Source organism: Raoultibacter massiliensis (assembly GCF_900199545.1).
In the GTDB taxonomy this organism is placed as follows: Bacteria; Actinomycetota; Coriobacteriia; order Coriobacteriales; family Eggerthellaceae; genus Raoultibacter; species Raoultibacter massiliensis.
The window spans coordinates 469,698-483,422 of record NZ_LT962670.1 but is presented as its reverse complement, the minus strand read 5'-3'; the positions used below and the strand labels follow the sequence as shown (position 1 = coordinate 483,422).

Genomic DNA, 13,725 nt, shown 5'->3' with positions numbered 1-13,725 from the left:
ATAGTGCTATTATAGCAATCACTGGACGCCCATCGGCGTTGATACCTGTTCAGAAAGGTCGGACATGAACGAATCTCCCAGTCGCATCCTCGTGGTGGATGATGAACCGTCCATCACCGAGTTCGTAAGTTACGCCCTGAAGAAGGAGGGTTTCTACACCGATGTCGTCGACAACGGAGAAGACGCCCTCGCCCTCGCGATGCAGAACCCCTACGATCTGTTCGTGCTCGACATCATGCTTCCGGGCATGGACGGATACGAGCTGTGCCGCAGGCTTCGCGCCAAAACGACTGCGCCGGTTCTGTTTCTTTCGGCACGCGATACCGAACTCGATAAGGTTGTCGGCCTTGAAATCGGCGGGGACGACTACCTCGCCAAGCCCTTCGGCGTCCGCGAGCTCATCGCGCGCGTCCGCGCCCTTCTGCGTCGCGGCAACGGCGGCGACTTCCCGGGCACGACCCATGCCATCACCGCAAGCGGCATCACCCTCGACGAAGACGCCCATACCGCCTCGGGTGAAAGCGGCGAAATCGATCTGACGCCGCGCGAGTTCGAACTGCTTGCCAGCCTTATGAAGAGCGCCGGCAAGGTCGTTTCCCGCGAAGACCTGCTTCGCGATGCATGGGGATGGGAGTACCTGACCGAAACGAAGACCGTCGATACCCACATCAAGCGCTTGCGCGACAAAATCGGTGCGGCTGGTTACGATCCCGGCCTCGTTGAAACGGTGCGTGGCTACGGGTACCGTTTCAAGCAATAGCCGCCCGAGCCCGACGCTGCGTCAAGGCTCGCCATCAAACGGCTGCAGACATATTTTTCGCTCCTTTCGACGCTGTTGACGCTTCTGGCCTGCACGATCGTCGTGCTGGTTTGCGTCATCGCTTTCGATGCGCCCGCCAAGGCATTCGTCTTGCTGCTGCCCGCCGCCTGCATCACCTTCGTCATCAGCTTGCTCATCGGGCACTTCCTCTCCGAGCCTTTGCGTATACTCTGCGCAGAGGTCAAGGCGTTCTGTTCGGGCAGCACGAACGTGCGCATAGTCCCCGACGGACGCCTGCACGAGGCGGACTGCCTCGCCGAAAATTTCGGGGAGCTTGCCGGAAAAGCGCTCGTTCAGCAGTCCGATCTCGCCATCCGGGAACGACGCCAAGCCGAATTCATCAGCGATGTCGCCCACGAGCTGCGCACGCCGCTGACCGCCATCCACGGCAATGCCGAAATGCTGCTCGACCCCGATCTGCCGCCCGAACTGCACGACAAATTCTGCAAGATCATCATCGACGAGAGCGAGCGGCTCGGCCGTCTCTCAAACGACCTGCTCACCCTGCAGCTCATCGAGGATGACAGCGTGCGCTACGAGCTGCAACGCGTCGATCTCAAAATGCTGTCGCGAGAAGTGTTCGATGCGCTCGATCCCATCTTGCGCGACAGGGGCGCGATCACCGAGATAATCGGCGAAGCACCCGATGTGCTCGGCAACCCCGATCGGCTCAAACAGGTGCTTTCAAACCTCGTGGAGAACGCGAGTCGCTTCATCGAGCCGGGCGGACACATCACCATAGAGCTGTTCGGCCTACGCGGCAATTCCGTGATCGCCGTCAAAGACGACGGCGCCGGGTTCGGCGATGTGGATCCGAAGCGTCTGTTCGACCGCTTTTACCGCGCCGATACGTCGCGCAGTCGAGGCACGGGCGGCACGGGCCTCGGCCTCGCCATCGTCAAATCGGTCGTCGAGGCGCACGACGGCACCGTCGAAGCGCTCAACCTGCCCGATGGCGGCGCCTGCTTCATCGTCGCCATTCCCTCGATCGCCGTATCGTAGCGCCATGATAATCGGCATCACGACAACCCGCACCGAACACGACGGCGCGCTGTTCAAGGCATTCTGCGAGGCAGCCAGATCCAACGGCGGAAGACAGGCGTCGGAGTAGTTGCGTTTTCCCATTTCAAATCATTCATATTCCCAGAGTGATACCTTGCTTACCCCCTCATACTACCCACATTCGTATCCCGTGCAGAACGAATACCTCTTTCCTTGCGTTTCGGGAACGCGGCAAAGCACCTAGCATCGAAGCAATCCGTCAGTCACCGATGCAAGGAGAAAACCATGTGCTTCAGACCAGCTGCAGTATCCCTTGATGCGACCTGCCCGAAATGCGGAGCAACCTGCCCCGCGGGAACCACGACATGCCCCGAATGCGGCGCAGAGCTCCCTTCGGGTCCCGCTATGCCCGGCATGCCCGGTGCTCCAGGTGCACCGGGAGCAGCACCCGCTGCCCCAGGGGCACCCAAAGCTCCTGGGGCTCCCCAAGCTCCCGCCGCTCCCCCGAAGCAGTAGATGAAATTGTAGATCTGCTGTTCAAACTATCTTTTTGGTTCGCATCATCCCCTGGGCACAGAGGGTCTTCCGGCCGATGTGCCCAGGCTTCGATAGCTCGACAACACATGATGGCAATCGGCTATAATCATCAATGACGATCCCCACTATCTGATACGCGAGAAGCTTATGCCATTGATTGACTTGAATCTCAAAAAGGCACATGTCAGAACGATGCTCCCCATGGCTTCAGTCGGGTTTGCGTTCTTCTGGGCTTGGTTTTACCTGCTCATGTTCGGCCCAGGCACCGCGCAGCACCTCGGACTCGAAGCGTCCATGGCGGTCAAGCTGGCATTTCTCATCGGCATGCTCGCCGTCATGATGCTCGCCTACCTCAAGCGAAACCTGTTCGATCGGCATAGCCCCGACCCGATACCGCTCATCGCTCTTGCCCTTACGCTCCCACTGGGCGTACTGAACCTCATCGCCAGCCCAGGATCGGCTCCCGTGGGGTTCGATATCGCCGTTTGGGCTCTTGCGGGCGGCGGGTTTTCCCTTATTTTTCTCGAATGGCCCAAGGTGTTCATGGTCGCCTGGCAAAAGGATGTCGGCGCATTCCTCGCATCGGGTGCCGTTCTCGGAGCCATCATCTACCTGTTTTCCTGCAACCTTGCATCGCCCTACGGCGAAGCCGCCTTGCTGCTGCTTCCCATCTGCTCGCTAGGCACGTTCGCATACCTGCGCGCGCACATTGCGGGCAGCGGGAAAATGCCCGAGCAACCTGTCGAACAGACCAAGCTCTTCCCTCTCACCGGATTCACCGTTGCGGTCTTCGGCGCTCTGTTCGGATTCGCAATCTACCACCTCTCCTACAACATCGAAAGCCTCGAGCCGGCCCTTGCGGCGCTCGCCATTGCCATCGGAGGATTGGTGCAGATGGGTTGCACGACGCTCATCAAGCGCTACATTCCCTTCGGAATCGCCGAAAAACTCACGCTCCTGTTCGTCGCGATAGGGTTTCTCGGCCTCGCCTTTCTCGACGAGTCGTTTCAAACGCCATGCTGCCTCTTTCTACTGGGTTCTTACATCTACTTCGACTTCGCGAACCTTGCGGCTCTCGTCGGGTTCGCAAGCGGCCAACCTTCGCCGTTTTGGCGCATCGCCCGCGGACAACTCGTGCTGCCGCTCGGCATGGCTATCAGCTGGGCTGCATGCCTTGCGATCCAAGGCGCCGATGCCGCCCTGTTCGATTTCGCTCCCTTTGTAGGCCTCGGACTTGTTTTGGCCTTGGCAATACTTGCGGCGTTCGTCCCGTTCAAAGACAACGCATTTGCCGATAAGAGCTTCGACAACGAAATCGCCGAAGGTGGGCATTTCAAGCAGCGATGCACGAAGGCAGCCGAAGAATACGGCCTGTCCAATCGAGAAACCGAGATACTCTCGTTCCTCGCCAAAGGACGCAACGCCCAGTTCATCAGCGAACAATTGAATATTTCCGCATACACCGCCAAAACTCACGTGTACCACATCTATCAGAAGATGGGCGTCAATTCCCAACAGGAGCTCATCACCATCGTCGATTCCACCGAAGTCGTATTTCGCTAGAAACGGTCCAAGGACAAAGAGGCCCTCGCATCAGAGGCAGCATGCCCGATGCGAGGGCCTCGCAATGCCCCGCTGAAGCGCGGCGAGCGGTGCCTGCCTACGCTGCAGGGTGCCGCAACCGAAACGACCCTAGTATCCCGCCAAAGCCACCAGCGGCATAAGCACCGTTGCGTGCAGGGCAACCATGGCAACGGTCGGAATGACCCCGGCCTTGAAGAAGTCGACCATCTTCCAATAGCCGTATCGGTACGAGAGCATGTTGTTTCCGTCGACGCCCATGAGAAACGTCGTCGATGCGTTCACCGCAACGATGACGGCGAATACGACGGGGCTCACGCCGATCGCGCCGGCTATGGTGCACAGCGGGATGAGGCTGATCGCGATGAACGCCGGCCCCACGGGGATGACGAGGCGCAGCAGCGGAAGCAACGCCGCCGACGCGGCGACGATGGCAGTCCCGCTGAGCGCAACCTTGCCGACGGTGGAACCGAACAGCCAGCTCGCCGCACCCTGCTCCTTCACGCCGCCGGAAATCGACTGCACGCAGCCGATCAGAAGCACGATGTTCCACGAAACGGCGGCCACGTACTCCCGCCAATCGAGAACGTCGATTCCCGGTACGAAGAAGAGGATGAGGGCGAGCACGGCGATGGCGGTGGCATCCCAGCCCGTCCAGTTGCTTGCAATCCACAGGCTGAAGACGACGGCCATAACGGCAAGCACCTTCCAATCGATCGCCTCGAACCTCCCCACCTCTTTACCCTTTTTCTCGATGCAGGCGATCGTCTTCTCGGAAATCGGCTCGGGCTTGAACACAAGCGTCACCGAGAACCAGCATACGACCAACAAGACAAGGGCGATGGGCATGCAGATGAGCGTCCAATCGAGAAACGAGATCGCAATGCCGGTATTAGCCTCGAGCACGTTCATGGCCATGATGTTCATCGCGCTGCCCGACGGAATGGCCTGCCCGCCGACCACCGATGCGTACGTGATTCCGATCATGAGCGCTTTGCCGAGTTTGGACGAGCCCTTCTCGCACCCCTCGATCTCAAGGATGCTGCTCACCGCGATGCCGGCGAACAGCGCCGTGCAGGGCAGATCGGAAATGAAGAACGACAGGATTGCGGCAGCCACCATGAATGCGAGCACCGTCGCTCGGGAATTGCCCTTCGTCAACCGCATGAGCGCGAAGACGATCTTCGTCGGCACCTTCGTCTTGAGAAGCGCTGCCGTGATGCCGAACGATGCCATGATGAAGAAGATGACGCTGCTGACAAACCCCGCCCATACCCCGGCGTTGTATTCGAGAATGCCGAATGCCGGCATGAGGATCATGATGACCAAGCCCGAAATGGCCACGGGCACCGGTTCGGTTACCCACAGGAAAATGCCCGCCACCATAAGCGCAAGCGACATCTTCCCCGCCTCGCCCAACCCCTCGGGAGTAGGACCGAGCCATGCCGCGAGAATGAGAACTACCGCGATGCCGATGCAAAGCGTCCGCTTCGCAACCGAAGACCCACCATCTGCCGCATAACGTTTTTCCTTCATTGCAGATCGATCCTCCCTACTCGTCGTGCAACACGTGAACGGCTCTGGACAAAGAGAACTTATGCCAAGGCTTTCCGAAGGAAACGATACCCGCGAGCGGTCGGCGACGAATCAGGCTTGGAAACGGAAAACACCTCCTGCTCCATCGCAAAATGAGTACCATCGCGGGAAAACACGGGGATACTACCGAAGGTAGTAAGCAATGACCTGTGCAAACAGTGCGCTAAAAGCCTCACATGCGCACGAGCGCACCCATCTTCTCCCATCAAAGCACTCGCCGAACCCCCACGCCACCGAGTCGCACAATATATCATATTCCCAATCAATCGGCACCATGCATCGAACGGGCGCGGATCGACTTCGAAACGCATCGGAACCGAATGGCAAAACCAGCTCTGCCAAGAACCGGGCGAACGGAGGCCAAGCGGAACGGATCTGAACAAGAAAGGCAGCCCCAAGCGCGAATCTCGCTCCTGCAAAATCCGCTCCGAAAACCGTACTACCGAGAGTAGGATTTATCTCGCTTCGAGCTATCAGGCGCATTTTTTGATGATCGTCGTACGTTTTAGTGAGAATAAGCGGATTCACTCGAGGGCGAAAACACGGAAAGTAGATGCATCAAGAATGCGCCATTGCGGCGGCGTGCGAGAAAGGGGACGGGTAGCCGCAGTGCAAGCAGTGTCCGTGTACTAATCTATTAAGGGGGTTGATCGATCACATGGCTGCAACAAAACAAAACACGCAAGAAAAATCGCTCGGCAAGCGCCTCGCTTTGATAGGCGTCGCAATCGTGATCCTTATCATCGCGCACTTCCTTCCCGTTCCGGAGGGATTGACCTACGAGGGGAAGATGGCCATCGCAATCATGGTCGCCGGCATCGTGCTGTGGGTCACCGAGCCCATACCGATGGCAATATCGGGCCTCGCCCTGATGTGCCTTATGCCCGGATTTGGAATATTCGCCTACAACGGCACCCCGGGCGTCTGGGCCAACTTCATCAGCAACGTCATCTTCTTCATCCTCGCGTCGTTCGGCATCACTTCGGCGCTCCTCAAGACGAAGATACCGACGAAGATCGTCTTCGCGCTCATGCACCTCACGAAGGGCAATGCAAAAACGACCGTGCTCGCATTCATGCTCGCCACAGCCGTCGTTTCTGCGTTTGTCTCCAACCTGCCCTGCACGGCGCTCTTCGCCGGCATCGCCATGTCGAGCATCATCGATCTCGAGAAGCAGAACGGCGATGCGAAACACGCCGCGAACCTCGGCAAGGCACTCATGATCGGTATCGCCTACGCGTCGATCATGGGCGGCATGATCACGCCCGCAGGGTCTGCTCTTAACATCATGACGCTCAACATGCTGGCCGCCAACGCCGGGTTCACCATCTCGTTCCTCGACTGGATCATCATCTGCGCCCCGATCGCAATCATCGTCCTGATCGTCAGCTGGCTGTCGGTTTCGCTCATCTTCAAAACCGACCGCATTTCCGAAGCGACCATGATGGCCATCGAGAAGAACGGCGCTTCCATCGGCAAGCTCGATGGATTCGACAAGAAGGTTCTCGTCATCCTGCTTGCCATGATTGTGGCATGGATTGCAAGCAACTGGACCGGCTGGGATGCCACCGCCATCGCCGTTGCAGGCCTCGCCGTGTTCTTCCTCCCCGGCATCGACGTCCTCAACTGGAAAGAGTACATCGCAAGCGTCCAGTGGAGTATCGTGCTTCTGATCGGCTGCGTCCAATCGATCGCAGGCGGCATCAAAGAACAGGGCGCTGCAAGCTGGCTGTTCGGCGCAACCGTTGGAAAGCTCGCCGTGAGCGCCTTCGCAGTGGTTGCGGCAACCGCCATCGCCTTGCCGCTCATGCGCCTCATCATTCCCGTAGGACCGGCGCTGATCGCCATCAGCCTCATTCCGCTTGCAGCGATGGGCCCGAGCATGGGCGTATCCGCAGCAGTGTTCGCCGTCATCATCGCCTTCAACGCGAACAGCACGTTCTTGCTCGGCGTGGACAGCAACAACATGATGACCTTCAAGTACAACCAGTGGAAGATGGCCGATTTCTTCAAGGCCGGCATTATCCCCACCATCGCGATGGTCGTTCTCCATGCGACCATCCTCGCTCCGATCGTGAGCATGCTGGGCTACTAACCGCAAGCCGCACAGCCCGACGAACAGCGCGACCCCGGACTTTCCTGAATGTCCGGGGTCGCTTCTTTCGGGCTAAGAGCACGCCCGGCCTTAGCGCGCAACCCGCTGGGTGCAATAGCCAGGACGATACGATGCGATACGATGGATGATCCAACCCGAAAGAGCACCGCACAGGACAACATCCCAGGCTGGGCAACCCGCTCGAATTGGACAACATCCTCGAATTGAACGGCATCCATGGATCGGGCCTCCTCAGAAGGCAACCGGCAAAAGCCGAAACGAGCCCGCCTTCGCGCATCAGCCGAACAGCGGGAAAGAGGGGAGAACGGCCCCAGAATACGAAAAGAAGGCGGGTTGTCCGCCTTCCCTTCGAATCGAACTGCTATTCAGACGCCGATGCGCAGCCGACCGCTTTTGCCGAAAGGTCTTCCTGCTTGCCCGAAGCATCCCCCTCATCCTCCGATGGAGGCACGGCGACGAACTCGAAGCCCGGCTGCGTGCAGACGGTGCAAAAAGCAGGACGTCTTCCCGTCACGATGGTTCCACAGGTAGGGCATCGGGACAGATCGTTTAACCCGTCATCCACGCCCTCGGCGATGTCGAGGCAGATACCCGCGTAGAGGCTCTCGACCTCTTGCATGCGCTTGTACATGCGTGCGATATCGCCGTATCCGCGCAAGCGGGCACGCGCCGAAAAATTGGAGCACGTCTCCGTTGCCCACTCGTCTATCTTCTTGGCGAAGGAACGCAGCGCATCGTCAAGCGACGATCCCGCAACCTGCATGATTGCGGGATCGATCGATTCGGCATGCAACCGCTCTCGGAAGCTTTCTATTTCGGACAAATGGGATTTCTCCCCCTCTTCCATGGCTTCGAGAACGGCGGCGTCGCGCATGCGATGATTCGCGCGGGCATACGCTGCAAGCTCTTTGTACTGACGTCTGGCCGCCAGGCAAAATGCGCGCGCAGCCTGCAGATCATCGTAGACTTCCGCAAGATGCTCTTTCGTGAACTGGGATTCCTTTTTAGCCTTGTGACGCTTGTAGGCTCGAAATCCTATCATCTCTATCACGACGCAGACCGCTATCGCCGCTACCACCAAAACCATGGTGTCCATCGTGTTTCCTTTCGCAACGGCGGGCACCGCATCCCTTCGGGAAATGCAGCACCCGCCTCACTAAAGCTTAGTCGAGAGCGAATACCGCCTGCTTCGGCTTCTCAGCCAGCTTGGCGGAAAGCTCCTCCAGCGTCCCGTATTCCATGCATTTCGCTTGGCAGTGAGATACGCACGTGGGCAGTTTCCCCATCTCGGTGCGTTCGGCGCACAGATCGCACTGATCGGTCGGAACCGGCATGTAGGCAAGCTGCCACACATCTTCCTCGATCTTCCAAGGACCGATTTCGTTCACAAGGATACCGGTCTGTCCAACGGGGTATTGATGCTCCATCTGACACGCGAACTCGCAGGTGTGGCAACCGGTGCACCATTCGTAGTCAATCAGGATACCGTATTTCGTCATGGGACTATTCACCATCCTCGATCTTGTAGAGCTTGCAGATGCTCGTCTTGTAATTCGAGCCGAAACCGCTCTTACCCGGGCTGTACACCATAAGGTTGTTGATGTTGTACTCGAACACGTCGAAGAACTTCTCGGGATCCGCCTCCGGCATCCACCACGCGTGGTCGCAGGCCACGATGCGCGGGTCGGTCAGAATGGGAGTTTCTTCGATCCTGATCTTAGCGCGGCCGTTCTGGTTTTCAATCCATACCCACTCGCCGTCGACCATGTTGAGTTCCTTGAGCTTGTCGGGGTGAACCTGCACGATCGGGTCGGGATGCATCTTGCGCAAACGCTCGATCTGGCGATGCTCGGAATGGAAGTAATTCCAGTTGCGAGCGCCGGTCGTCAAAACAAGCGGATACTGCTCGAACAGCTCGGGCGTCGACCCCGGACCCGGATCGGGCTCCTCGAAGTAAGGCAGCGGATCGAGTTCGGCGGCGTTGTAGAACGTCGACCACAGTTCGATGCGGCCGGTAGCCGTCTGGAAGCCGGGCTGGCCGTCTGCGCGCATCTTGCCGGTCTTGTACTTGTAGTATTCGACAGGCAGGTACACCGGAGCCGCTTCGCGCAGTTCTTCATAGGTGAACCCGGTCGGCTTCAGAAGCTCGGTGAACATCTCCTCGGGCGTATCCCACGGCCACGCCTCGGGATTGAGGCGCTTGCCAAGCTCGAGATTGATTTGCATGTCTGATTTGCATTCGCCGATCTGCGTGACTTTGTTGATGACCTCGCCGCGCTGCGGGCCGTCGCCCACGCGAATGCCGTTGCGTTCGGCAAACGTCGCCGCAGGCATGACCACGTCGGCAAGCGCCATGATCGTCGGCGTCATGAACAGGTCGACCGATACGATGAAATCGCACTTGCTGAACGCTTTGTACACACGCTGGGGATCGGCGGCCATGCAAGCAAGACCGTTGGTGGTCTGGAAGTGAGCCCCATGGATCTCGTAAGGATCGCCCGTCTCAAGAGTTTCGATCAGCACGTCGGGCGAAGACTGCTTGAAGCCCATCTGGAGCAGCTTGTAACGGTCGAGGCCGAGGCGCTTGGGCTCCTGCTCGGGGGGCAAGAGGTCGCGTCCCCATCCGCCGGAATACGCCATGATCTCCGCAGGGGGCACCATGCCGCCCGGATTGTCGACGTTGCCCGTAATCTGGAAGAGCGCGGCAATCGCCTGACCGGCGGGAATCGCCTCGCGCGTCATGTCGATCGCAAGACCCCATTGCAGCGTCGCAGGTTTGCACTCGGCAAGCATGCGGGCTGCCTTGACGATCTTCTCTTCGGGGATCCAGGTGATCTCCGCCACCTTATCGGGCGGGAACTGCTGGACGCGCTCTTTGAGCTCTTCGAAGCCGTAACACCACAGATCCACGAACTCCTTGTCGTAGATTTCCTCGTTGATGATGACGTTGAGCATGCCGAGGGCGAGTGCGGCATCGGTGCCTGGGCGGATAGGCAGATGAAGATCGGATTTCGCCGCCAGGAACGTGACGCGCGGGTCGATGACCACCGTCTTCATCCCCATCTTCATCAGATCGATCACCCAGTGGCCGAAGAACCCGTCCGAATTGGCGATGATCGGATTGTTGCCCCAGATGAACATCACTTCGGGCATGACCCAATCGGGATTGTCGTAGCGATCCACGAAATGCTGCGAGACGTCTGCCACCCAAAACGATCCGGTTGTCGCAGCCATGCCCGCGACGCGCGGCAGGTAGCAGGCGTTGCCCGAAAGCACGTTTCCATAGTTTGGAGAACCGAACGACCAGCACAAACGCGATTGCCACGGAGCGATATCGCGACCGGTGCCATGGATGAACACGACCGATTCGGCACCGTATTTTTCCTTGATCTTCGTGAACTCCTCGACGGTGATATCGTACGCCTCGTCCCACGTGATGCGCTCCCATTTGTTCTTGCCGCGGTCTTCGCGAGCGCGCTTCATCGGGTACTTGAGCCGATCCTCGTGGTTGACGATCTCGGGCATGTCCAGACAGCGCACGCACAAACGGCCCTGCGTAAACGGATTCTCGGGATCGCCCTCAACCTTGACGAGCTTGTCGTCCTTATCGGTGTAGAGAAGCACACCGCAGCCGAGATGGCATCCCGGACCCGACCAAGCGCTCCCACGCGTTACGGTGTATTCGCCCTCTTGATAGCGATACGGCTTTTCGTGCGGAACCTTGATGCCTTCTGATTTATCCATACTCTCACTCCCATCCTTCCTCGTCGTGAACGCTGATGACAGCATCCGCCAACGTCGATGCGTCCGAATCGAGAGCATGAAATGAAAAACGGCGGAGTGCATACGAAAAATAAGGTGAGGAAAGCCGCAATGGGGCATACTACTCTGGTTAGTATCCCCATTGCGCATACGTTATGGCTGGTGGAAGCTAGCCGATCGGTCCGCTCCGCTCGGTTGCGTACGACCAATCCCTAATCCCGCCCAAATCGTAAACATCGGTGTACCCGATATCCTCGAGCTTGCCCACGGCAAGCTTGCTCTGAACACCCGTGCGGCAATACACGATGATGCGCTCGCCATAATCGGGCAGTACGCCCAGCTTGTTCGATCCGATCTCGTCGAAGGGTATCGAAATCGCCCCGGGGATATGAGCTTCGGTATATTCGGATTCGCTGCGAACGTCGACGATGGTCACTCCGCCCTCGTCGATCATGCGCTTGGCTTCTTCGGCGGTGATGCTGCTGAAAAGAGGCGCGTTGGCATCGCCCTGGGCTCCCGAGGCTTCGGCCGCATTGTCAGATGCGCAGCCGAGCAGCGCCAACACCGATGCAAACAGCGCCGCACCGAGAACCATGAGAAGGGCCTTCTTCAAAGGCATCCCCGTTCTGCAAGTACCTACATGATAGTTTCATATACTACATAACATTGTTTTCGCTTGTCAACGCGCAATACGCTTCGGAGTATAATAAGTGATGGAATCATCGAAGCAAACTGATGCCGTTTCGAAAGGAAAAGCGCATGAGCGTGTCCGTTTACCACTTCAGCCCTACCGGATCGACAAAGCAGATCGCGCTGGCGTTCGGTCGAGCGCTCGACCGAAATGCGTCCTTCGTCGATCTTGCAGCCCCTGGCATCCATGGGGGAAGCCGCCCGATCCCCGATCCCGATGAGAATGAAACCTCCCTCGCCCTTTTCGCCGTTCCCGTATTTGCCGGGCGAGTGCCCGCCCCGGCCATCGAAGCGATCGAGCGCCTCGATGGCAAGGGAGTTGTCGCCGCAAGCGCAGTCGTCTACGGAAACCGCGATTTCGACGATGCGCTTATCGAACTCAACGATGTGCTCACGCGCCAAGGCTTCGCAATCATCGCATCGGGCGCATTCGTTGCCCGGCACTCCATGCTCCCGTCGGTTGCGGCAAAGCGCCCCGACGCGAGCGACCTTGAGGATGTCTCGAAATTCGCTCGCCTTGTTGCCGAAAAAGCGGCAGCGAAGGATGCCCTTTCGACCCCCGATGTTCCCGGCAATCGCCCCTACAAGGAAGCTTCTGGTGCCGCATGGGTTCCCACCGTTTCCGACGACTGCATACTATGCGGCATCTGCGCGGCCCAGTGTCCCGTCGAAGCGATCCCGCGCAGTGCGCCGAACACCACGGAGGCTGGCTGCTTCCAATGCATGCGCTGCGTTGCAGTCTGTCCGAAAGACGCGCGGAGCCTTCCCGCTCCCGTCGCTGCCATGATTTCCGAAAAGCTCGGACCGGTTGCCGGCGTTCGCAAGCCGAACCAAATGTGGGTGTAGCCGAACAAGATCGCCAAAGCATCCCGGGCGAAGCGATCCGCCCCGCAGCGCTTCGCCCAGGCGGCAAGCAGGCAATCCGCAAGATGCCGGCAGCTGGAAGAGGCGGCACGGCAGCATGCTGCGGTTGCATGTTTCTATCGAATCGCCCGCTTTACAGCCCGGGCCGTCAGCACACCCACGATCGTTTTCACAAGATCGACCACGATAAACGGCGCCACCGCCGTAACGAAGGCGGCCGCAGGACCCATGCCCGATATAGCCATGAGCTGCACCCATCCGCATAGGTACATGACGACGACGAACAGAAAAGCGCCGACGAAACTCGCCGCAAGCTCCCTGCTCCGGCGAACGCGCGCGCCCGTTTGCGGATCCAAGCGGGCGCTCAAGGCGCTTTGTTCTTTTCGGGCCGAGCCTTCGAGGATGCGCATAACCGCAAGTGCCACGACGGCCCCGACGAAAAACCCCCAGAGAAACCCGCCCGTTGGTCCCAGAACGACCCCAAGACCCCCGCGCATCGATGAAAACACCGGAATTCCGATGGCGCCGATAACCAAATAGCACCCGATCGATGCCAAGCATTGCCCCGGTGTAAGCACAATCAGAGCGAATACCATGACGAACGTCTGAAGCGTGAACGGAACGGGTCCAAGCGGAACGGATATCCACGCCGAGACCGCCATAAGCGCAATCGTCAACCCGCAAAACGCAAGCGACCGAGCACGCGTCGCCGTTTTTTTCTTCGTATGCAACTCAACCATATCGTGCCTCCTCGGGC

The 13,725-nt window shown here is 58.8% G+C and carries 11 protein-coding genes; 5 read left to right on the top strand and 6 right to left on the bottom strand.

The window, feature by feature from the left end; genetic code table 11:
• The first annotated feature begins 64 nt into the window (after positions 1–64).
• The 3 genes from C1719_RS01980 to C1719_RS01965 all read left to right on the top strand — a co-directional run bounded on the left by C1719_RS01980 (position 65) and on the right by C1719_RS01965 (position 3,922).
• Entirely contained in the window at positions 65–760 is a 696-nt protein-coding gene (locus tag C1719_RS01980) for a response regulator transcription factor (RefSeq protein ID WP_102373560.1), read from the top strand.
• A 75-nt stretch (positions 761–835) separates the two neighbouring features.
• Positions 836–1,822, top strand: coding sequence for a sensor histidine kinase (locus C1719_RS01975; protein ID WP_245874257.1), 987 nt, complete (start codon positions 836–838; stop codon positions 1,820–1,822).
• A gap of 738 nt (positions 1,823–2,560) precedes the next feature.
• A complete protein-coding gene (locus C1719_RS01965; RefSeq protein ID WP_180963422.1) occupies positions 2,561–3,922 on the top strand; it encodes a helix-turn-helix transcriptional regulator in 1,362 nt (453 codons plus the stop codon).
• A gap of 129 nt (positions 3,923–4,051) precedes the next feature.
• Here the strand turns inward: C1719_RS01965 and C1719_RS01960 are convergent, their stop codons facing one another.
• A complete protein-coding gene (locus tag C1719_RS01960; protein ID WP_102373557.1) occupies positions 4,052–5,476 on the bottom strand; it encodes an SLC13 family permease in 1,425 nt (474 codons plus the stop codon).
• 718 nt (positions 5,477–6,194) lie between these two features.
• On the opposite strand from C1719_RS01960, the gene C1719_RS01955 reads away from it, so the two are divergent.
• Positions 6,195–7,631, top strand: a complete 1,437-nt coding sequence (locus tag C1719_RS01955; protein ID WP_146007823.1) for an SLC13 family permease — start codon at positions 6,195–6,197, stop codon at positions 7,629–7,631.
• Between the two features lie 382 nt (positions 7,632–8,013).
• On the opposite strand, the gene C1719_RS01950 is transcribed toward C1719_RS01955, so the two are convergent.
• The 4 genes from C1719_RS01950 to C1719_RS01935 all read right to left on the bottom strand — a co-directional run bounded on the left by C1719_RS01950 (position 8,014) and on the right by C1719_RS01935 (position 12,027).
• A complete protein-coding gene (locus C1719_RS01950) occupies positions 8,014–8,748 on the bottom strand; it encodes a hypothetical protein (RefSeq protein ID WP_102373555.1) in 735 nt (244 codons plus the stop codon).
• Between the two features lie 67 nt (positions 8,749–8,815).
• Positions 8,816–9,151 (bottom strand): 4Fe-4S binding protein, encoded by a 336-nt coding sequence (locus C1719_RS01945; RefSeq protein WP_102373554.1) that lies wholly within the window; start codon positions 9,149–9,151, stop codon positions 8,816–8,818.
• 4 nt (positions 9,152–9,155) lie between these two features.
• Positions 9,156–11,396 (bottom strand): molybdopterin-dependent oxidoreductase, encoded by a 2,241-nt coding sequence (locus C1719_RS01940; protein WP_102373553.1) that lies wholly within the window; start codon positions 11,394–11,396, stop codon positions 9,156–9,158.
• Positions 11,397–11,583: 187 nt separating this feature from the next.
• Positions 11,584–12,027 carry a rhodanese-like domain-containing protein gene (locus tag C1719_RS01935; RefSeq protein WP_245874256.1) on the bottom strand — a complete coding sequence of 148 codons (444 nt, stop codon included), beginning with the start codon at positions 12,025–12,027 and terminating at the stop codon, positions 11,584–11,586.
• Between the two features lie 146 nt (positions 12,028–12,173).
• On the opposite strand from C1719_RS01935, the gene C1719_RS01930 reads away from it, so the two are divergent.
• Complete coding sequence (locus C1719_RS01930; protein ID WP_102373552.1) at positions 12,174–12,950, top strand: 4Fe-4S binding protein; 777 nt, start codon at positions 12,174–12,176, stop codon at positions 12,948–12,950.
• A 134-nt stretch (positions 12,951–13,084) separates the two neighbouring features.
• On the opposite strand, the gene C1719_RS01925 is transcribed toward C1719_RS01930, so the two are convergent.
• Entirely contained in the window at positions 13,085–13,708 is a 624-nt protein-coding gene (locus tag C1719_RS01925; RefSeq protein WP_102373551.1) for a biotin transporter BioY, read from the bottom strand.
• Between the last annotated feature and the right edge of the window lie 17 nt (positions 13,709–13,725).